The following is a 20,013-nucleotide window of genomic DNA, read 5'->3' on the forward strand; positions in this document are numbered from 1 at the left end:
TCTATCTCGCCGCAGGGACTCTAATGATAGTACGTGATATAATGGCGACCACGAGAGCAGCGGAGAATCTGGAGATCGTGAAGGGACTCTACGAATCGTTCGCAGAGGGTGATATTGAGGCCATACGAGACATCATGGCTCCCGATGTGGAATTGCACGAACCAAAGGGAATTGCTGGCGGAGGGATACACCACGGATTCGACGAGATCGTCGAGAACGTCTTTTCCAAGTTAGGAGATGAGTGGGTGGATGTTTCGGTCGTCCCAGAGCGATACGTCGCAGACGGTGATACCGTCGTTGCACTTCACATCTGGAGTGGTACCTCTGCCAAGACGGGGAAGTCGGTGGAATACCCGAATGCGCACGTCTTCCAGTTCAAGGACGGAGAAGTCGTTCAGTGGACATCGTACGCCGACACCGCAGTGTTCAACGCTGCGCTCGAAGAATAGCCCGTACGCTCGACCGAGGTCGTTGGCTCGATTTGAACGAGACGCGCCCTGTATTCAGCACGCCCCGCTCTCCCCCACTGCTATTTGATAGAAATCGTGGCGTTACGTTCGCACACCTACCTAACAGCAGTTTCATCGGATGAGATGTCTAACGAATAGGGTTTCAACAGAGCCTCCCGTACTCATTTGCGTGCTCGCTGCGAGCAGCCGGTATGGAACGACGACGCGTGAGTTCTGGCACGCAGTGGGAGGACGCGGTCGGGTACTCGCGAGCGGTTCGCGTCGGTGACCGCGTCGAGGTATCGGGGACGACCGCGACGGACGACGCCGGTGAGGTCGTGGGCGTCGGCGATTCGTACGCGCAGACCGCACAGATCATCGAGAACGTCGAGCGTGCGCTCGCCGAACTCGACGCGGGACTCTGCGACGTGGTTCGAACCCGGATGTACGTCACGGACGTCGACGACTGGGAGGCCATCGGTCGCGCGCATTCGGAGGCCTTCGACGACGTGCGGCCGGCGACGACGATGGTCGAGGTCTCGGGCCTCATCGACCCCGAGATGTGCGTGGAGCTGGAGGCGGTGGCGATCGTCGCGGAGGGGGCGTAGTCGAGGCAGCGACCACCGCGGGTTTACGTGAGACGTAGACCTCCAGTGGTGAGCGTCGTCGACGCCGGTGTGGCGAGCGCTATCGCGGAGTGGGTGGTGGTCGGGTGAGCGCGTGGAAAGGCGGCGTGGTCGGGTGAGCGCGTGGAAGATAAGGCGTTACTCAGGCTGCGACGAGGGCGGGACGAGCGACCGCGTCGGCGGCGTCGAGGCGTGCGCTGTCGGTCGCGGACGCGTTCTCGGCGGGGACGACGGTCGTCCAGACTTGGAGCGGCGCGAGGTCCGCGGAGTCCGGGCTCGGGGACGCGGGTGCGTCGCCCTTGTAGAGCAGGAACACGAGGCGGACGTTCTCGCCGGGTTGCTCGGGGACGACGTCGCGCGCGACCACGGATTCCTCGCCAGCGGCGAGCGAGACCCTGAACGCGTCGAGCTGTCGCGTCCCGGTCACGGTGCCGTCGTCGTCGACGGTCTGTGCGAGCACGACGACCGAGTACCGCATCCGGGTGTTCTCGTGGTTCTCGACGCCGACGTGGAACGTGTGTCCCGTCCCTGCGACGAGCTCGCTCGGGTAGTCCTCGGCGACGAGGTCGCCGTCGGCGTTCTCGTCGAGCACGTAGAACTCCGTGAACGGGTCGCTCGTGGCCGGGAACGCGGCGGTCACGCCGACGGCCGCGACGAGTACGACCGCGGCCGCGAGGAACGCCGCGTTCTGGTTCCGGGAGCCGGGGAGGACCTTCCACACGCGCCCGAGGACGCCGGAACTCAACGGGCCGCGGCGGACGTACGGCGCGAGCAGTGCACGACGCACCGCCGCCACCGCCGCCGCGACGACCGTGATCGCGGCGAGGACGCCAGCGACCGGCACGAACGTCAGCGTGGCGAGCGTCGCGAACGCCGTGCCGACGACCGCCGCGAGGAGCGCGCTCCCGACCAACGAGAGCGCAACGACGACCGCCGGCGACGGCGTCGCCGCCGCCGCCGGTTCCGCGTCGTCGAACACCGACGACCGCTCCGGGAACATCGCCGCAACGACCGCGTACCCGGGAACGAACACGAGCACGGCGATACCGAGCGTCCACTGTACCGGCCACGGGACGCCCGGGACGACGAACGCAAGCACCGCGAGCACGGCGACGCCCGCGACGAGCACGAGGTCGGTGAACCAGCGCCAGTAGACGACGTCGCTCATCACTCACTCACCTCCGAGTCGCCCGGGACCGTGCACAGCAGTACGTCGTCGTTCGCGTACACGTGGTTCCGGCCGTCAGCGCAGACCTCCGCCTGCGTGTACGAGGCGTCGGTACTCGGGTACGGTTCCGCGCCGAGCTCGTACTGGAACGTCGACGGGCCCGTCGTCTGGTACGACCGGTAGACGACCGGGACGTCCCCGGTCGGCCCGTCAGCGTCGACGACGACCGTCACCATCTTCCCTGGCGCCAGCGGATGGAACGTCCGCCAGTAGGGGTGGTCGGTCTGCACGTCAGCCATCGTTCCAGCCGACAGCAGACCGGGGATGGTGTCGCTCGCTGCGAGCTCGGCTTCGGTGAACGACGTCCGCGCGTAGCGCTCGTCGAACACCGGGTCGTCGAGCGTCGCCTTCTCCGCGACCACCATCGACGCCGGGTAGCCGAGCGCGAACACGAGGACGATGGCGACCATCACTCCCCGTGGCGCGTGCGAGACGACGTGGAACAGGCCCACGGCGGCGACGAGCGACAGCGGGACGTACAGGAACGCGATCCAGCGCCCCGGCATGAATACCGTGATGCCGAACGTGTTGAACCCGAACGTGAACACGAACATCAGTGCGCCGGCGACGAGGACGGTCGCCGTCGCGTCCATCCGCTGGCGCCAGCGGAGCATCACGAGCGCGCCGACGACCGCTGCGGCGAGCAGGAGCGCGAACCCGAACAGTTCGATGTAGGGCACGAGCGTGTCGAGGAGCGTCTCCGGGCCGCCCGTTCCCGGGACCGCCGGTTCGCTCGTGCTCACGAGGTTCAGGAACCCGGCTTCCTCGATGAACGTCTCCGAGATGACGCCGATCATCCGCACGAGGAACCCCTCGCCGGCGGTGTCCGCGCCGCCGCCCCGCCAGGGGGCGAGCGTCCACGAGACGACGGTCGCGAGGAGCGCCGCGACGAACGTCCCGCCGAGGACCAGCGTGCTGCGCTGCCAGCCGGACGCGGCCGTCGCGTCACGGACGACTGCGACGCCGACCGCGACCGCGAGCGTCACGAGCAACACGGCGGTCGACACCTGGTGCGTGAACACGACCGCGAGACTGAACGCGAACACGCCCAGCCCAACCCAGCTCTCGCCGCCCGTGTAGAACGTCTTCAGGACGAAGTAGAGGACCGCGATGAAGAACGCGAGTCCGAGGCTCGTCGGGATGACGTGGAGGCCCCAGCGGATGAACTGGTCGGCGAACGCGTACAGGGCGGTCGCGGCGAGCGCCCACCGTGCGGGCACGAACATCGCGCCGATGCCGTACACGAACAGCGCCGACAGCGGGACGACGAGACCGATGGTGAGGTAGATGCCTGCGCGAGGCGACCCCGTGACGAGCGCGCCGAGCGACGATATCACGTGGTAAAGCGGCGCGAGCAGGTACTTGCTCTCAGCGAGCGGTTCGAGCGACCCGGTCGCGGCGATGCCCTCGACCCAGACGGGGCCGTGCACCCAGATGTCGCCGCCGACGAACCCGGGGACTGCGAACAGCGCGCTGGTGCGGATGACGACCGCGGCGACGAATATCTGGAAGAGCACGACCGGTGGACTGAGCGACTCCTCCTTCACGAGCAGTATCTGGATGAGCAGGAGCGATCCGACGAGACCAGTCAGGAGGATGACGGGCAGGGAGCGTTCACCGACGAGGCGGATGGCGGCGACGAGCGCGGCGACCGCGAGCACGACGACCGCCGGGAGATACCCGGCGACCGTGTCCGAGAACTGCGGGAGCGCGACCTCGTTCGTCACGCGGTCGTGAGTCACGAGGTACGTGCCGCACGCGAGCCCGACGGCGACCGGGATGATGGTGAGGAACGGCTGATCGGCGAAGAACCGCAGGCCGAGGAGGAGAACGGCGGCGACGAGGCCGAGTTTCGCGACCGCGACGTCGACGTCACGGTCCTCGAACCGGTTCTCGAACGCGCTCCGGTAACTCATCGCTCCGCCTCGCTCAAGACCGCCATCGTAGACGTGTTCGACGGTTCGATGCGGGTGTCTCGACAGGTGCGACGCCGATGCGTCGCCCGGTCGAGGTGTTCGTGGAGGACTGACTGTCGTGGTGACACTGTTCTCGAAGTGAGTTGCGCGGAGACGGGTTTCGTTATGTCCGTCATACCGCTGGTAGGAGCGATAAACAGTCGCTTCGAGCCGCCACGGCACACTGGTTTCCCGGCGCTCATTCTGCCACCGATTCGTAGATGGCTCGGATGCGTTCGCCCATGCGTTCGGCCGATAACTCCAGCATCTTCCGGCGCCCGTCGGACGGACCGCCGCGAGCGAGGACGGTCGCGAGCGCGTCGACGAGCGCCTCGTCGGTGTCCGCGACCGTGGCGTTCCGGACGCCGTCGACGAGGTCGGGGACGTCGCCGACGGGTGTCGACACGACCGGTGCGTTGCACGCGAGCGCCTCCTTGATTGCGTTCGGCGACCCTTCGCTCTTCGAGGTCAACAGGACCGCGTCGGCCGCGTTCAGGTACAGCGGCATCCGGTCGTGAGGGACGCCGTGGATCGCGTGCAGCTCGACGTCACCGACGACGCCGGTTCCGTCCACGTCACGCCCACCGTCGCCGGTCGCGGCCGCGGTCGCGAGACCGTCGGTCGCATCCGCGCGCGGCGAAGCGGTTCCGTCGCCGACCTCGACCGCGACGGGTTCCGCCGCGAGTCGTTCACGGACCGCGTCGACGACGCGCTCCGCTCGCGGGAAGTCCTTCACTGCACGCTGTTTCGCGTACGGGAAGAGGACGTGCTTGGCGTCCTGACGCCACCCGAGGACGTCGCGCGCCACCTCGCTGGAGAACGGCCTGAATACCTCCAGGTCGATGCCGTGCGGGATGACGTGACAGTCCGTGCCCGTCGCCGCCGCCATCTCGTCGGTCATCACGATGACGGCGTCCGCGCGCTTCGCGCAGAACCGACTGAGTGGCGCGGGCTTCCCGAGGATGTCCGACCCCCAGAGGGTGAGGACGACCGGGAGGTTCGGTTGCGCGAGCGCCGCGGGCGCCGTCAGCCCGTAGTTCGCGTGCAGGACGTCGTAATCACCGAACGACGCCTTCAAGACCGCTGGATAGTACGAGACGTAGTCGAGCACGGAGCGAGACCGGTCCGCGTGGTCCGTCGTCACTCGTTTCCCTGGCACGGGCAGGACGTCGACGTCGACGCCCTGGGATTCGAGGATCCGGCATTGCTGCCGGAAGAACTCGGCTTCGTCGTTCGTCACGAGGGTGAGTACGCGCATGAGAATGTATTTGGTCGATACACCGAACCGACGGGTATTGTTATGCCCGTCCTACCCGTTCGCCGCGGTCTCGGCCGTCCGAGAACGCCTGACGAGAGCGCCGTCGCCGCGCCGGCACGGTCGTCCTGCCGTCGTCGAACCCGCTCCGGTCCGCGCGCTTTGCGGAGTTGTCGCCACCTAACAAAGCCACCGGCACGTCTTGAGTCCGGTAACTACGACGAACCCGATACTCGGGTCTCGCAACGAACTCATGCCACAGTCACAACCGAACCTCGTCCTCGTCTCGATAGATAGCCTCCGCGCTGACCACTGCGGGTACCTCGGCGACGACCGAGGACTCACACCGACGATGGACGCGATGGCAGCGGACGGCGTCGCGTTCACGCAAGCGATCGCACCCGGCCCGCAGACGTTCTCGTCGATGCCCGTCGCGTTCACCGGCGAGTACCGCCCGCCGAACTCGCTCGACGCCATCGACGCCTCCTCGCACTGGGCGCGACGCATGGGCGCCATCGAGAACCACGTCACGCGCTACGAGACGCTCCCCGAGCGCCTCAAGCGCCGCGGGTACACGACCATCGGGTTCAGTCCGAACCCGTGGACGTCGACGATATCCGGGTTCGACCGCGGGTTCGATCACTTCGTGGACTTCTCCGAGGCGTCCGCCGACTCCGAGCGATTGCGCGACCGGGTCGCGACGCGCGTCCTCGGCGAGAACCCCGACCGGAAGGCGTTCGAGATCGCGAAGGACATGGTCACGGGGTCGTCGTTCTTCGCGCAATGGGGGTCGTTCTACGACGACGTCCTCGCGGCGGTCGCCGAGGCCGAGGAACCGTTCTTCCTCTGGGTGTTCCTCATGGACACGCACTTCCCGTTCGTGACGACTCGCGAGCACCGCGTCGAGCAGTCCGCGCTCGGGATGTACTACAGTACCGCGGTCTCGCAGGGCGCGATGCGCGGCACCGACGACTCCATGCCGCCGCGAGCGATCCGCGCGACGAAACGCAGCTATCGCGACACCGTCCGCGCCGCGGACGCGTTCCTCGACGCCCTCCAGCGCGACCTCGCGCACGTCGATCCAGTCACGGTCGTGCACTCGGACCACGGGGAGTCCTTCGGCGACCACGGGAACTTCGGCCACCACCACCGCGAGCTCTACGAGGAGAACGTGCACGTCCCGTACCTCGTCCACGGGCTCGACCGCGCCGAACGCGTCGACGAACCGACGTCGCTCGCGTCGATCCCGCGAGTCCTCACCGACATCGCGGACACGGGAACCTTCGAGCCCGACCGGGCGGGCGACCCGGTCGTGGCTGCGAGCGAAGCCGGCGAGCACGTCGCCGCGCGCGAGGACCGCTTCAAACTCGTGCGCTCGGGCGACCGGATCGTGCTCTACGACCTCGCCTCCGACCCGGAGGAGACGACGGACGTTTCCACCGACCATCAGGCGGTCCGGCATCGCCTCGAGCGCGTCCTCCGCACGTACGACGACCACGTCGGAGAGAGCGCGCGACTCGACGCCGCGACGCGCGCCGTCGCCACGACCGGCGACTTCTGACCGCCCTGCCCGATAACGCGGCTGCTATTCTCTCCCAGGGACGCGACGTGCCCGTGGACGCAAGCGATCGCGTCTGACGCACCCTCACCCCACCAACGCTCGCGTTCTCGAACGCAGTACGCCCGCGATTCGACGGACGGGTCGTGGTACCCCGACTCTCGGAAGGGTTATCCCTCCAGCGGCGCTGGGTACATTTGCAATGGCAAACGGTAAGGTTGACTTCTTCAACGACACTGGCGGCTACGGTTTCATCTCGACTGACGACGGCGACCTCGACGACGACGAGGACGTGTTCTTCCACATGGAGGACGTCGGCGGCCCCGACCTCGAAGAGGGTCAGGAGGTCGAGTTCGACATCGAATCGTCCCCCAAGGGACCGCGCGCGACGAACCTCGTCCGCAAGTAAACTAGTTCTCGTCGGTCGCTAGCGGCGACGGACGACGACCCACATTCTCACAGCACTACCACCACAGAGCGACGGCTTCGTCGGACGACGCGAGGGAAGTCACTCGAACAGCACGTCGCACGCTCGAACAGCACGGCGCACGCTCGAACAGCACGGCGCTCGTGCCGTAGTGCGATTCTCGGAAGTTCAAGGACGTAGCTGCGAGCTGGCTGAAAGTCGAGGACGGCAGCGACGGGAGGAACGTACTGAACGGAGAACGAGAGTGATTCGGGCGGGGAGTCGCGGGCGCCGTCTCAGAGGTACCCGAGCGAGTCCAGTCGCTCTTCGAGCGCTTCGGCGTCGACGTCGACGTCATCGGCCGCTGGTTCCTGGTCGGGCGTTCGCTCGGTCGGGTCGGTGACCTCGCGGAGGAGCGCTTCGATGGCGACCGCGACGTACTCGTCGACCGAGTCGTACTGCGTGTACGGAAGCCGGGATTCGACGGCTTCGACGACGTGGGTCGGGAGTTCGACCGAGATAGTCTCGGCCCGTTCCTCAGGCATCGTCACCCCCCGTCTCGGTGCGGTCCCGGACGTCGGTGCCACCGTCTGTCGCCTCGACGTGCGGTTCACCGTCCGCCCGCACGTCGTCGTCAGCGTCGCTGTCGACGTCGTCGCTACCGTCGCCGGCGTCGACCCCGTCAGTAGCGTCGACGCTATCGTTTCCGTCAGTAGCGCCGACGCCGACGGCCGCGACCGCCGCTTCGACGTCCGCGTCGCGAGCCGCGAGCGGCCGCGGGCTCGCCTCGCGCGAGGTCCCCGCTATCGCGAGGATCTCGTCGACCATCACGCGATTCACGTCCATCTGTTCGTCGAGCATCCACTCGCGGCGTCGCTGCAGTTCCGCACGATCAGGCGGATGCAGGACGAGGTCCTTCGCGGCCTCGATGGCCTTCCGTTCGTCGCGGATGGACTGCAGGAGCCCGTACCGCTTCAGCGCCTTGTAGATCATCTCGCCGGTCGTCCCGACGATCGAGTTCGTCCGGATCGCGGGCGTCCCGAGGATGGCCGCCTCCGCGGACATCGTACACGAGTCGCCGAGGTACATGTCCGCGTAGTACATCACGTGGTGGACGTCCTCCGGCGGCGTCGACAGCGTGAGGTGCTCGAGGTCCTCCGGAACGCCCTCCTCGGCGGAGAGATACACCGTTCCGTGGTCCTGGAGGAACTCGACGAGCTCGCGCATCCCCTCGGGCGACAGGCCGCTGTGGCCCGCGTCGTGGTACGCGCCCCAGCCCGTGAGCCGGAGGAGGAAGTACCGTTCGTCGGGGTCGATACCGTGCTTCTCGAGGACCGACGGGTCGGGCGTGAAGTGCTTCGGGTGGAGGTACGCGAGCTCCTGGAACGGCAGGTGCCGGCGCTTTCCGGGGTCGACGTCGAGCTGGAACTGGTCGGGGACGAGGATGCGGTCCACCCAGCGGAGCGTCATCGCGTGCTGGATGCGCCGCAGCGCCATCGACCCGCGGAGCGTGTCGCAGACGATGAGGTTCTTGCAGCCGACGAGCCTTGCGACGTGCACGGGCGGGGGCGCGAGGCGACTGACGATGACGTCCGGCTCGAACTCGCGGGCGAGCTGGTACAGGCGTTTCTCGTTCACGAACATCTCCCAGACGAGCCCGGGGAACGAGTCGGCCTGCTTCGTCATCGGGACGTGCTCGATGTCGTACGCGTCCAGGAGGTCGATGGCGACCTCCTTGTGACGGGAGGCGACGAGCGTCTCGTGACCCATCTCTTGCAGGTCCGCGATGGCGTTCCGGAACAGGTGGACCTGCGCCGGGTGGCCGACGTTGAACAGGATGCGCTTCGGTTCGGCGTCGCGCTCGCCGTCGACGAACGTCTCGAACTCGTCGACGGTGACCGCGTCGATGCTCGTCATCGCGGCCACCTCCCACCGATGGTGTATACTGGTGCGTCGACGTCCTCCGGGAGGAGGAAGCGGCCGTCGAGGACGGGGGCGTCGAACCCCGTCCAGTCGAGGTCGCGGAACTCGTCGTGGCCCGCGAGCACCGCGACCGCGTCCACCTTCTGGGTCTCGAGGCGGTCCATCGGGACGCGCTCGACGCCCTCGAAGTCGGTCCAGTCGTCGACGAACGGGTCCGCGGCGAGCACGCGCGCGCCCGTCGCGGCGAGTTCGCGAGCGACGACGGGCCCCGGCGAGAACCTGAGTTCGGCGACGTTCCCGCGGTACGCGAGCCCAAGGAGGAGGACCGTCGGTGCGTCGCCGTCGACGCCGTGGGCGTCGAGCATCGCTTCGAGGAGCGCGACCGTGTGCTCGGGCATCGAGTCGTTCACGTCGCGGGCGGCGTGCAGGAGGCCGGCGTCGACCTCGGGGAACGCGCCGGCGAGGAAGTACGGGTAGACGGGGATGCAGTGCCCGCCGACGCCCGGGCCCGGCGTGTGGATGTCGCAGTACGGTTGCGTGTTCGCGACCTCGATGGCCTCGTTCACGTCCACGTCCAGCGTCCCCGCGTAGCGCGCGAGCTGGTTCGCGACCGCGATGTTGACGTCGCGGTACACGCCCTCGAACACCTTCACCGCTTCAGCGGTCGCGGCGTCGCTCGTCGCGATGACGTCGTTGCTCGTCACCTCGCCGTAGATGATCGAGGCGACCCTGGTGCTCTCCGCGTCCACGCCGCCGACGACCTTCGGGTACGCGCCGCGGACGTCCTCGAGCGCGCGACCGCTCGACGTGCGCTCGGGGCACGCGGCCGCGCCGAACTCGCCGACCTCCAGGCCGCTGATGCGAGCGAGCGTCGGCACGACGAGGTCCCGGGTCGTGCGCGGCGGCACCGTGCACTCGACGACGACGAGGTCGCCGGGCGACAGGCCCGCACCGATGCTCTCGAGTGCGGCTTCGACCGTCGAGAGGTCGGGTTCGTGGCCGTCGAGGAGCGTCGGGACCATGAGGACGTGGACGCTCGCGGCTCGCGCTGCCGCGACCGTGTCGCTGGTCGCGGAGAGCGCGCCACGGTCGACGACGTCCGCGACGAGCTCCGCGAGCCCGGGCTCGCGTTCGACGTGACAGTCGCCACTCGAGACGGTGTCGACGACGGACTCGTCGACGTCGACGCCCGTGACGTTCCCGCAGACGTCAGCGTACACCGCTGCGAGCGGGAGGCCCATCTTCCCGAGGCCGTAGACGGCGACGGGTATCTCGCCCGCGAGGAAGGCCTCGCGGAGTTCCGCGTCGGACGCCGACGGGTCGTACGCGGCCCGACGCGGCGCGTCGACCGCGCGCACTGCGCCGTCGCCGGTCATCGCGCGGTCACCTCCTTGCGTTCCACGAGCGCCAGCGCCTCGATGCGTTCCGCGAGCGCCTGCACGCGGAGCGCGTCCTCGGGCGTCACCTCCGCGGGTTTGCCCTCGCGGACGGCGTTCACGAACGACTCGAGCTCCGCCTTCAGCGGCTCGCCGTTCTCCACCATCGGTTGCTCGACGACGCTCTCGTGGCGATACCGGATGTCGCCGTTCGTCTCCAGGTACTCGGGGAACGACTCGCGGTGGATGTTCACCGACTGGCGGATGAAGTCGACGTTGACCCGGCAGGACTCTGCGGTCACCGACAGTTCGCGTATCTTCTGGCGCGTCCGTCGGCTCGCCGTGAGCGACGCGACCGTCCCGTCCTCGAACACGAGCTGTGCGACCACGTACTGCGGGTCGTGCGCCACCGCGGAGACGGACGCGACGTCGCAGTCGACGAGCGACAGGAGGATGTCGAGGTCGTGCACCATCAGGTCGAGGACGACGCTGTCCTTGATGTCGCGGTCGATCGGCGGGCCGAGGCGCTGCACGTCGAACGCGATGAGGTCGAGGTCCGGGACGACGTCGTGGAGGACGCGGGTCGCCGGATTGAACCGCTCGATGTACCCGACCTGGAGGACGAGGCCGCGCTGGCGCGCGAGCGTCGCGAGCTCCTCGCCGAGTTCGCGCTCCTCGACGAACGGCTTCTCCACGAGGACGTGCACGTCGTGCTCGAGGCACTGTTTCACCACGTCGTAGTGGTGCTCGGTCGGGACCGCGACCGACACGACGCTCGCCGCGTCGAGGAGTTCGGAGAGCGGCACGGCGTCGGTCTCGTAGTCGTCCGCGACCTCCTCGGCGCACGCCTCGTTGGCGTCGTAGACGCCGACGAGTTCGACACCGGGGAGTTCGGCGTACACGCGAGCGTGCTGGCGGCCCATGCTCCCCACGCCGACGACGCCGGCGGGGATGCGTTCGCGACGACCGCTCATCGCTCTCCCTCGCTTCCCGTACGGTCGAACTGGCCGGTCTCGGCGTCGCTCCGTGACACCTGACCCCGGTAACTCGCTGTTACCGTGAACGCTCCCTGCGCTTCGGTCGGTGGCGGGCTCCGAACTGTTCTTCGGCGTCGATAAGTCACGGAGAGAACTCCCGCTGGTAGACGTATTGTTATGTTCTGCTTGCCAGCGACAGCCACGTACTGACGGCCGCGCAGTCGCTCGAATCCGCCCGACGAACCGGTCTCTGCTCGCTGTCACTGCGACCGCCTGCGAAGGCTCACCGTAACTAACCCTTCACGCGCTCTCCACTCGCCCATGTATCCACGAGCAACCGTACGACGTCCCTCCGGAGGGGCCCGCTAGCCGTGGGCTCGGTCGTGTTCTCGCTCGACGCGGAACTCGCGTGGGGCTTCCCGGACTTCGACGACCCGCCGATGGATCGCGTCGACGCGTCCCGCGACGCCTGGACGTGGCTCGTCGACCTGTTCGACGAGTACGACGTCCCTGCCACGTGGGCGGTCGTCGGCCACCTGTTCCTCGACGACTGCGACGCTCGACACGCCGACCTCGACGCGCCAGACGGCTGGTTCGCGCACGAGACCGGCGCGCTCGCCTCGCGCCACGACGTCCGGTTCGCACCAGACCTCGTCGCCGCCGTCCGGAACGCGGACGTCGACCACGACGTCGGCTCGCATACGTTCGCGCACGTTCCCTTCGACCACCCCGACGTGACGAGCGACCTCGTCGACGCGGACCTCGCTCGCGCGGTCGCCGTCGCCGCCGACCAGGGGCTCGCGCTCGAATCGTTCGTGTTCCCGCGGAATGCCGTCGGGTTCCGCGACCGCCTCGCGAAGCACGGCTTCCGGACGTACCGGAGCGCGGGCACTCCGGGCGGGACCGGACTCGCCCGTGCCGCTCGCAAGGTCGCCGACGTCCTCGACCCGGGACGGGTGCCGCTCGTCGAACCGCGCGTCGACGAGTACGGACTCGTCGACATCCCGCCGTCGCTGTTCCTGTTCGGGTTCGAAGGGACGCCCCGGGACGTGCTCGCGACGGTCTGGACCGACCCCATCGTCCGCCAGGCGGCCGACGCCATCGACCGCGCTGCCGACGGCGACGGGGTGTGCCACCTCTGGCTGCACCCGAACAACGTCGTCGACGACGCCGGGCGCGCCCGACTCGAAGCCATCGTCGCGCACGTCGCCCGCCGGCGCGACGAGGACGGCCTCCTCGTGGAGACGATGCGGGACGTCGCCGACCGCGTCCTCGGGACCGAACCGACCGCGACCGTCGCCTGACTCGCTCGGACTCGCTCCACGCGCCGCTCCTCTCTCCTCGCCTCCCCTTCATCTCCCCGTCCCGTCACTCGCAGTAGGACCGTCCTGGCACGTCGGTCACCAACTGAACAAAGCCGGTCACCGACCGAAGGCCATCGCATAACAATACGTCGACTCCACGTCCGAAGAAACGACCATCATGCAACAGACACCCGAAGACGGGACGTTCTCGATGAACCGACGCCGGATGCTCGGCCTCACCGCCGGCTCCATCGTCGGCGCGACCGCACTCGGCGCGGTCTCCGGGAGCGCGCTCGCGTGGACGGACCGCCGAATCGAGTTCAAGGGCTGCAGCGAGGTGTGGGTGATGACGACCGAGAGCGACCTGAAGGACGGCACCGACGTCGCCGTCTCCAAGCCACCGCTCACGCACGTCGTCGTCGGCCTCGACGACGGCACCACCGAGTGCCGCGAACTCCTCGCGACCCACCAGCACGCGACCACCGTCCCCGGCCAGTACGGCGACCTCGCCGTCCTGAAGATGACGGTCGACGAGGGCGAGAAGGTCCTCGGCGTCCTCACGTACAACCGGCTCGCGGGCGAACCGTGGGGGAACCGCTTCGACTCCCCGTCGTGCTGGGCGATCAACGAGCACGCCTGCGCGACGAACGGCGACGCGCCGTCGTTCTTCGACGCGGACTGCATCCAGACCGCAATCGCGAACGACGACGACCTCTACGAGTGCCCGGCCGACACCGTCACCGGGAGCTGGGAACGCGGCAACGGCAGCAACGGCGGCAACGGCGGGAAGGGTAGCAAGGGCGGGAAGGGCGGGAAGAAAGGCAAAGGCGGGAAGGGCGGGAAGCAAGGCAAAGGTGCCGAGCAAGGGAAGGGGAAAGGCAAGAGCTAATCGAAGGGTCGCGGTCGCTGACGGCGACGTCTCTCCAGGCGTCGAACACTCTCTTCGTTCGGTCGGTTTCGTCACTCGAACTCGCTCTCGGCACGTCCGAGAGCGAGCGGTTCACTGTTCTATGGGATGCTCGACGAGAGATCGGTTCGCTCCGCGCCCCGCCCTGCACGTGCTCGCGTGGGACTGGGACGCGTTCAGTCGGTGGCGGCGCGCGGGTCCTCGCTCGGCTGGTCCACCTGTTCCTCCGGGGTCTCCGTCGTTCCTGCCGTCGCTACGTCGTCCAGATCGCTGGTGGCGCCGTCAGCGGTAGCCGAGTGCGTCACCGTCGGGTCGTCCGTCGAGACGACGGTCGACGTTCGGTCGCTCGTCGCCGAGTCGGCCGTCGGCGGCGTGCTCTGCGGTCGGCCGACCTTCCCGAGGACGGCCCGGGCCGTCCCTCTGGTGGCGTTGACGACGTCGCGGAGGAACGGCCCGGGGTCGCGTGGGTCCAGGTGGTCGAAGCGCGGGTTCGTGACGAACGACGCGGCCATGCTCGCGGCGGTCCGCAGCGCCGACGGTCGGTCGACGAGCGGGTTCGGTTCGGTGAGCACGCTGTGGAGGTGCACGAGTTCGCCACGCAGCAGGTGGGTGGCGATCCCCGGACGGTAGTCGACGTCCGTCGACGTCTCGCCAGTCGTCGAGAGCTCCCAGTAGAGCGCGGGGTAATCGACGCCGGCGTGCAGGTCCATCGGGAGGCTCGCCGGGAACCGCGGGTTGACCTCGAGGAGCTTGAACGTCCCGTCGCTATCACGGAGGAAGCCGACCGAGGCCATGCCCTCCCAGTCGAGTTCGTCCAGCAGTGCGAGCCCGAGGCGTTCGAGCTCCGGGATGTCGACCGCCTCGTGGTAGATGCTGGGCCCGCGCGAGTACTTGTAGCCCCGCACGAGGCGCTTCTGGCTGGTCGCGACCGGTTCGCCGTCGTGGTAGAGCGCTCGCATGCAGTACTCGACGCCGTCGACGAACCCCTGCGCGATCGGGACGTGCCCCATCGCGTCCAGGATGGCGTCGACGTCCGGCTCCTCTCCGGGCTCGAGGAAGACCGTCTTCGCTGGCGACTCGAACCCGTTCACCGGGAACCGTTCGTCGTAGTCGTGCGCGAGCAGCGCCCATCGACCCTTCACGATACGTTCGCGGTCCCAGTCCTCGACGTCGGTGAGGAGCTGGGTGTCCGGAACCGGGACGCCCGCGCGCTCCGCGGCGGCGAACAGCTCGAAGCGGTCGTGGACCGCACGCAACTGGGTCATCGTCGGCCACACGGTCCCGACGCCCGCTGCCGCGAACTCGTCGCGGTGCTTCGAGAGCACGAACTGGTCGGTCTCACGCATCGGCACGATCGCCGCGACGTCGTCGCGTCTCGCGAGCGCGAGCAGCGCATCTCGATAGCCGTCGGCGTCGGTCTTCGGGTCGGGGACGCGAACGCGTTCGTCGCAGTACCGCGACCAGAACGCGGGCGTGTCGTCGGTCTCCGATATCGCGATGGTGTGAACGCCGCGCCGGCCGAGCGACCGGAGGACGGTCGCAGCGTGTGCCGCGTTTACCGCTGGAACGACGACGGACCCACCGCTCTGAACTTGGTCTCGCATACTCCCACGAAGGCGATACTGGCGTGTAGTAAGTAGCGTCCTACCAGCCGACCGAGTCTCCTTGTCGCCCCCTCCGTACGGTCGAACCGACAGTTCGAACCGTTTCGGTCGGTGGAGTCGATTCGGTCGGTGGAGTCGATTCGGTCGGTGGAGTCGATTCGGTCGGTGGAGTCGTTTCGGTCGGTGGAGTCGATTCGGTCGGTGGAGTCGTTTCGGTCAGTGGAGTTGGTCGTCGTAGGCCTCGCAGACGTGGGCAACGAGTTCGACGATGCGTTCGCGGTCCGCGTCGTCGACGAGGTGGTGGGTGGGGAGTGGGAGGATGCGTCGCTGGAGTGCTCGCGCACCCGGGAACGCGTCGGCGTCGAGCTTCGGCCAGTCGTAGAGCCGCGACGTCTCGAAGCCGTGTGCGTCGAGCGTGTAGGCGATCTCGTTCCGGCGTTCGTGCGAGTCGACGAGGAGCCCGAACCGAACCCACTGGTGGTCCGCGACGCCCTGGAGCGGGCGGATGGGGCGGACCTGCGGAAGGTCGGTGAACGCGGTCGCGTACGCTGCGGCGTTCCGTGCGCGTTCGCTTCGCTCCTTGCGGTTGCGAGCGAACACGCGCCGTGCGACGGCGCACTGGAAGTTCGACATCGTCGGGAACCTTGCGTCCGCGTCGTACGCGACGCCGTTCTTCGCGTCCGGATGCGTCGTCACGTGGTGGTGGCCGTCGGTGTTCCGGTCGAGTTCCGCGGCGAGCCGCGAGTACGCGTAGTACCGACGCGGGTCCTGGACGAGCGCGTACCCGGCGAGTGCCGCGACGTTCGGCGGTGTCGGGTCGCGGCCGACGTCGGTGAACGTCACGTCGGGGTGGCGGCTGACGGCCATCCCGCCACCGACGGGGATGGGTTTGCCTTGCTGGAAGTTCAGGACGCTCACGTCGCCGTACGTCCCGAGTCGTCGGTCGTCGTAGCTCGCACCGAGCCCGTACCCGAGCGCTTCGAGGAGGTAGCAGTCCGCGTCGTCGGCTATCGTGCGCATCGCGACCATGTCCGAGACGTACCCGAGGACGTTCACGGCGACGACGGCGAGGACGTCGTCGTCGGTGGCGTCGCGGAGCGACCGGACGTCCGCGGCGAGCGTCTCAGGGTCGACGTCGTACCGTCGGACGTCGAGGCCGACGCCGTCGACGGCGTCCACGAAGTCGGAGCTACAGAACGCGGGCAGGAGGACGGTCCGTCTGCTCGCGTCGGTCGCCGCGAGCGCGCGGAGTGCGGCGCCGAGTGCCCGTCGATACGACGAGTACGTCCCGGCGCTATCGGCGTCGAGGAACGCGCGGATCTCGTCGACGAACTGGGTGCGGCCCCGACCGAGCGCGTGCGCGGCGAGTCCGGCGGCGACGTCGCCCGCGGTCACTCGCGTCAGCGCGCCCGGGAGGTCGTAGAACGCACGCTTCGCGGGGGGAGGGCGAACCGTCCGCTCGCCGTGGTCCGTCGACGGTTCGTCGTGAGCTATGTCCGTCCGCATCGACGGATAGAACCCGCTCTCGGGGTTAAGTAATGGGTCGCGTACCTGCTGGTCGGGGCCGTCCGGGTTGTGGTCCTGGTAGCATCGTTGGCCGGTGTGGAGGACTGGGGGGACCGGTGGCTGGTCACGTCGACGTGCTTCGTCTGGGTGGCGACGAGGCCTGGACCGACGATAACGACGGGTTCGAGCGCGTTCGTCGCGGGCACGCTCGCTGGAAGGTAGAGCGTACCGCGCCGCCCCCGGTTCGTGTCAACCCGCTAGACGCCGCGGCTCGTGATTCGCGCGGACGGCCGTGGCACGGCTTCTCTAGCCCCAGATACTGCCGGTAAGGGCATCCTACTCCGCGTATAACCGGGTTTCTGGGGCTCCACGGCGTGCTTGCTCCATTGGCCATCTCCGTTGGCATCTGGTAACCAAATCAAGCTGACCGGTCAGTACCGGTTGCATTCCGGTGGTATACCCGTAAAAACCGACTTAGTAGGTAAGGTGTGGATACCTGGGTATGGTGGACCGTAATGGTGCGGTTAACGGCACCGAATCCGACGAACACCCCCAGCGGCTCGGCAGGCGGCGACTCATGCAGCTCGCGGGCGTCACGACGGTGGGAACGACGCTTGCAAGCCTCCGTGGAAGCGCAGCAACCCCAAGTTACAAGAACACGATAACCTTCACCGGAACCGACTCGTCCGTGGAAGCGAGTTACAGTTTCGGCGTCACCGACGGCATCTCCCCCAAGGACAGCGTCGAGAACAGCGACGAGGTCGCAGCGGCCTCCGCCAGCGGCACCGTCAAAGGCGACAGTGACGCGTACGGCTTCAAGGGCTCGCTCTCGAGCCTCCAAGTGGACGGTTCCGTCCAGGTAACCATCGATTATCGCGACAACACGACGAAGAAGACGGACGGCGACCTCCTCGAGATCGTCACCCCCAGCGACGGGAGCGTCGAGTACGAGTTCGTGACCACGAGCGAACCGTCGAAGGTCACGGACAACGGCAAGAACTCCGCGGAGGGCAACGACACCGTCACGCAGAACGACGACGGGACGTGGACCGTCACGGGCCTCACCGGGAACGGCTACGGCGACGCGTTCGACCTCACCGGCGACGTCACGAGCTTCCTCCCGGAGACCGGGACGTACACGCTCCTCCTCAATGGCGAGGAGGTCACGGTCGACGAACTCGTCACGGCCCAGAGCACCGACGAGGAGGACGACGAACAGGAGGACTCCACGGACACGACCGCACACCTCCTCGAGATCACGACACCGACCGACGGGAGCGTCGAGTACGCGTTCACCGCGACCGGCGAGATCACGAAGGTGCTCGACAACGGCGACAACTCCGCGGAAGGCAACGACACCGTCACGCAGAACGACGACGGGACGTGGACGGTCACTGGCCTCACCGGGAACGGCTACGGTGACGCCGTCGAGTTCCGCGGCGACCCCGTCGAGTTCACGCCCGCGAGCGGCGACTTCACGCTGTACGTCGACGGCGAGGAGACGACCGTCACCGAACTCACCGGCCAGGAGCTCCCGACGTACACGCTGAAGGTGCAGGCCGGCGAGAACGCCGACATCGACTTCACGTTCACGGCGTCCAACGAGATTCGGAAGGTCACGTCCGGCGAGGACCCCGCGGAGTCGAGCGACACCGTCACCCAGAACAGCGACGGGACGTGGAACCTCTCCGGCCGCGTGATGAACGGGTACGCGGACACGTACGAGTTCGACGGCGAACCGCTCGACTTCAGTCCGATGGACGGCGACCTGACGCTGTACGTCAACGGGACGCAGACGACGACGTACAACTTCCTCGGCGAGGAAGCACCGACCGACGACGGGAGCGGGAGTGACAGCGGGAGCGACGACGGCGACGGCTCGACGTCCTCCTCGACGGAACCGATCGGTGGCGGCGCGGGCTACGACCGGACGGTCACGCGCGACGACGCGAACATCGTCGCGCGAACCAAGAGCGAGCTCGAGGACGGGCTCTCGGCGGCGAGCTCCGGCGAGGTCGTGTTCGTTCCCGGCAGCGAGGAGATCGACGTCGGCTGGGGCGACATCGACATCCCGAGCGGCGTGACGCTCGCGTCGAACCGCGGCGTCGACGGGTCGCCGGGCGCGCTCCTCTACACGGACGACGACGCCGACGACACGTTCTACCTCCAGGGAACCGGTCGGTTCACCGGGCTGCGCCTCCGCGGCGCCCACCCCGGTTCGGACACCGGCGGGCCGTCGGACACGAGCGGCGTGAAGATGTTCGGCGACGGCGAGCTCGACAACTGCAAGGTGTCCGGGTTCACGTACGACGGCGTCGGGCCGGAGAACGGCTCGCGTGGCCACATCCACCACAACGTCATCGTCGAGAACAACAAGAGTGGGCTCGGGTACGGCGTCCACGTCGAGGACGCCGACCCCGTCATCGAGTACAACTACTTCAACTACAACCGGCACTCGGTCGCGATGAGCGAGGCCCGCGGGAGCTACACGCTCCGGTACAACCACTTCGGGCCGACCGAGGTCATGCACAACATCGACGTGCACTCGCCCGCCGGCGGTGACTACGACATCCACAACAACGTCGTGGAGACCGTCTACCGCGAGTGGGACGGGAACCGGAACCACAACGTCAGCATCCGCGACACCCCGAGCCAGGCCGTCGTGAACGACAACTGGTTCTTCAACTCGAACGCCCCGGAGGCGGACACGACCGACGAGTACGGCCAGACGATCATCATGCCGAACAACTCGGACTGGGTGAACACCTCCTGGGACGGGAACTACTACGGCGAGGACGCGAACGTCACGTACTCGGACGTCATCCCCGGCTACGACGGTTCGCGAACGAACTGAGGCGGCACGGCGACGCTGACCACGGGCCGTATCCGGGGACTTCCAGGCAAGGCGCCCCGGTAGACTCGCCATAACAAAGCGCTCC

16 protein-coding genes are annotated in these 20,013 nt (G+C 67.8%); 7 read left to right on the top strand and 9 right to left on the bottom strand.

Going from position 1 to position 20,013, the window contains the following annotated elements; genetic code table 11:
- Positions 1-23 precede the first annotated feature (23 nt).
- Complete coding sequence (locus LI336_RS10290; protein ID WP_227133039.1) at positions 24-449, top strand: nuclear transport factor 2 family protein; 426 nt, start codon at positions 24-26, stop codon at positions 447-449.
- Between the two features lie 212 nt (positions 450-661).
- Entirely contained in the window at positions 662-1,057 is a 396-nt protein-coding gene (locus LI336_RS10295; RefSeq protein ID WP_227133040.1) for a RidA family protein, read from the top strand.
- A gap of 160 nt (positions 1,058-1,217) precedes the next feature.
- Here the strand turns inward: LI336_RS10295 and LI336_RS10300 are convergent, their stop codons facing one another.
- The 3 genes from LI336_RS10300 to LI336_RS10310 form a co-directional block, all read right to left on the bottom strand.
- Positions 1,218-2,243 (bottom strand): DUF1616 domain-containing protein, encoded by a 1,026-nt coding sequence (locus LI336_RS10300; RefSeq protein WP_227133041.1) that lies wholly within the window; start codon positions 2,241-2,243, stop codon positions 1,218-1,220.
- Positions 2,243-4,219, bottom strand: coding sequence for a glycosyltransferase family protein (locus LI336_RS10305; RefSeq protein WP_227133042.1), 1,977 nt, complete (start codon positions 4,217-4,219; stop codon positions 2,243-2,245). Before LI336_RS10305 ends, LI336_RS10300 begins: the two co-directional genes overlap by 1 nt.
- A gap of 238 nt (positions 4,220-4,457) precedes the next feature.
- Positions 4,458-5,516 carry a glycosyltransferase gene (locus LI336_RS10310; RefSeq protein WP_227133043.1) on the bottom strand — a complete coding sequence of 353 codons (1,059 nt, stop codon included), beginning with the start codon at positions 5,514-5,516 and terminating at the stop codon, positions 4,458-4,460.
- 250 nt (positions 5,517-5,766) lie between these two features.
- Here LI336_RS10310 and LI336_RS10315 point away from each other — a divergent pair, with 250 nt between their 5' ends.
- Together LI336_RS10315 and LI336_RS10320 are read left to right on the top strand one after the other, a co-directional pair.
- On the top strand, positions 5,767-7,074 hold the full coding sequence (locus tag LI336_RS10315; RefSeq protein ID WP_227133044.1) for a sulfatase: 1,308 nt from the start codon (positions 5,767-5,769) through the stop codon (positions 7,072-7,074).
- A gap of 199 nt (positions 7,075-7,273) precedes the next feature.
- Entirely contained in the window at positions 7,274-7,480 is a 207-nt protein-coding gene (locus LI336_RS10320) for a cold-shock protein (protein ID WP_227133045.1), read from the top strand.
- Positions 7,481-7,773: 293 nt separating this feature from the next.
- Here the strand turns inward: LI336_RS10320 and LI336_RS10325 are convergent, their stop codons facing one another.
- The 4 genes from LI336_RS10325 to LI336_RS10340 are packed head-to-tail and all read right to left on the bottom strand — an operon-like array spanning position 7,774 to position 11,750.
- Complete coding sequence (locus LI336_RS10325; RefSeq protein ID WP_227133046.1) at positions 7,774-8,022, bottom strand: hypothetical protein; 249 nt, start codon at positions 8,020-8,022, stop codon at positions 7,774-7,776.
- A complete protein-coding gene (locus tag LI336_RS10330; RefSeq protein WP_227133047.1) occupies positions 8,015-9,394 on the bottom strand; it encodes a DUF354 domain-containing protein in 1,380 nt (459 codons plus the stop codon). The genes LI336_RS10325 and LI336_RS10330 overlap by 8 nt, the downstream gene beginning before the upstream one ends.
- Positions 9,391-10,776, bottom strand: a complete 1,386-nt coding sequence (locus LI336_RS10335) for a nucleotide sugar dehydrogenase (protein WP_227133048.1) — start codon at positions 10,774-10,776, stop codon at positions 9,391-9,393. Before LI336_RS10335 ends, LI336_RS10330 begins: the two co-directional genes overlap by 4 nt.
- Positions 10,773-11,750 (bottom strand): Gfo/Idh/MocA family protein, encoded by a 978-nt coding sequence (locus LI336_RS10340; protein WP_227133049.1) that lies wholly within the window; start codon positions 11,748-11,750, stop codon positions 10,773-10,775. The genes LI336_RS10335 and LI336_RS10340 overlap by 4 nt, the downstream gene beginning before the upstream one ends.
- A 386-nt stretch (positions 11,751-12,136) precedes the next feature.
- Between LI336_RS10340 and LI336_RS10345 the strand changes: the two genes are divergently transcribed.
- Together LI336_RS10345 and LI336_RS10350 are read left to right on the top strand one after the other, a co-directional pair.
- Complete coding sequence (locus LI336_RS10345) at positions 12,137-13,057, top strand: polysaccharide deacetylase family protein (protein WP_227133050.1); 921 nt, start codon at positions 12,137-12,139, stop codon at positions 13,055-13,057.
- Between the two features lie 178 nt (positions 13,058-13,235).
- A complete protein-coding gene (locus tag LI336_RS10350) occupies positions 13,236-13,946 on the top strand; it encodes a hypothetical protein (RefSeq protein ID WP_227133051.1) in 711 nt (236 codons plus the stop codon).
- A 194-nt stretch (positions 13,947-14,140) separates the two neighbouring features.
- Here the strand turns inward: LI336_RS10350 and LI336_RS10355 are convergent, their stop codons facing one another.
- The gene (locus LI336_RS10355; protein ID WP_227133052.1) at positions 14,141-15,568 is read right to left on the bottom strand and encodes a carboxylate--amine ligase; all 1,428 of its coding nucleotides are present in this window, start codon (positions 15,566-15,568) and stop codon (positions 14,141-14,143) included.
- Positions 15,569-15,784: 216 nt separating this feature from the next.
- Positions 15,785-17,074, bottom strand: coding sequence for a DegT/DnrJ/EryC1/StrS family aminotransferase (locus LI336_RS10360; RefSeq protein WP_227133053.1), 1,290 nt, complete (start codon positions 17,072-17,074; stop codon positions 15,785-15,787).
- 502 nt (positions 17,075-17,576) lie between these two features.
- Here LI336_RS10360 and LI336_RS10365 point away from each other — a divergent pair.
- A complete protein-coding gene (locus LI336_RS10365; RefSeq protein WP_227133054.1) occupies positions 17,577-19,928 on the top strand; it encodes a hypothetical protein in 2,352 nt (783 codons plus the stop codon).
- The last annotated feature ends 85 nt before the right edge of the window (positions 19,929-20,013 follow it).

The organism is Halorubellus salinus (assembly GCF_020567525.1).
Taxonomy (GTDB): domain Archaea; phylum Halobacteriota; class Halobacteria; order Halobacteriales; family Natrialbaceae; genus Halorubellus; species Halorubellus salinus.

What these genes read in the sequence shown, in the direction of transcription:
- LI336_RS10290 (WP_227133039.1), top strand. Translation starts at nt 24, where the DNA reads ATGATAGTACGTGATATAATGGCGACCACGAGAGCAGCGGAGAATCTG.
- LI336_RS10295 (WP_227133040.1), top strand. Translation starts at nt 662, where the DNA reads ATGGAACGACGACGCGTGAGTTCTGGCACGCAGTGGGAGGACGCGGTC.
- LI336_RS10300 (WP_227133041.1), bottom strand. Translation starts at nt 2,243, where the DNA reads ATGAGCGACGTCGTCTACTGGCGCTGGTTCACCGACCTCGTGCTCGTC.
- LI336_RS10305 (WP_227133042.1), bottom strand. Translation starts at nt 4,219, where the DNA reads ATGAGTTACCGGAGCGCGTTCGAGAACCGGTTCGAGGACCGTGACGTC.
- LI336_RS10310 (WP_227133043.1), bottom strand. Translation starts at nt 5,516, where the DNA reads ATGCGCGTACTCACCCTCGTGACGAACGACGAAGCCGAGTTCTTCCGG.
- LI336_RS10315 (WP_227133044.1), top strand. Translation starts at nt 5,767, where the DNA reads ATGCCACAGTCACAACCGAACCTCGTCCTCGTCTCGATAGATAGCCTC.
- LI336_RS10320 (WP_227133045.1), top strand. Translation starts at nt 7,274, where the DNA reads ATGGCAAACGGTAAGGTTGACTTCTTCAACGACACTGGCGGCTACGGT.
- LI336_RS10325 (WP_227133046.1), bottom strand. Translation starts at nt 8,022, where the DNA reads ATGCCTGAGGAACGGGCCGAGACTATCTCGGTCGAACTCCCGACCCAC.
- LI336_RS10330 (WP_227133047.1), bottom strand. Translation starts at nt 9,394, where the DNA reads ATGACGAGCATCGACGCGGTCACCGTCGACGAGTTCGAGACGTTCGTC.
- LI336_RS10335 (WP_227133048.1), bottom strand. Translation starts at nt 10,776, where the DNA reads ATGACCGGCGACGGCGCAGTGCGCGCGGTCGACGCGCCGCGTCGGGCC.
- LI336_RS10340 (WP_227133049.1), bottom strand. Translation starts at nt 11,750, where the DNA reads ATGAGCGGTCGTCGCGAACGCATCCCCGCCGGCGTCGTCGGCGTGGGG.
- LI336_RS10350 (WP_227133051.1), top strand. Translation starts at nt 13,236, where the DNA reads ATGCAACAGACACCCGAAGACGGGACGTTCTCGATGAACCGACGCCGG.
- LI336_RS10355 (WP_227133052.1), bottom strand. Translation starts at nt 15,568, where the DNA reads ATGCGAGACCAAGTTCAGAGCGGTGGGTCCGTCGTCGTTCCAGCGGTA.
- LI336_RS10360 (WP_227133053.1), bottom strand. Translation starts at nt 17,074, where the DNA reads ATGCGGACGGACATAGCTCACGACGAACCGTCGACGGACCACGGCGAG.
- LI336_RS10365 (WP_227133054.1), top strand. Translation starts at nt 17,577, where the DNA reads ATGGTGGACCGTAATGGTGCGGTTAACGGCACCGAATCCGACGAACAC.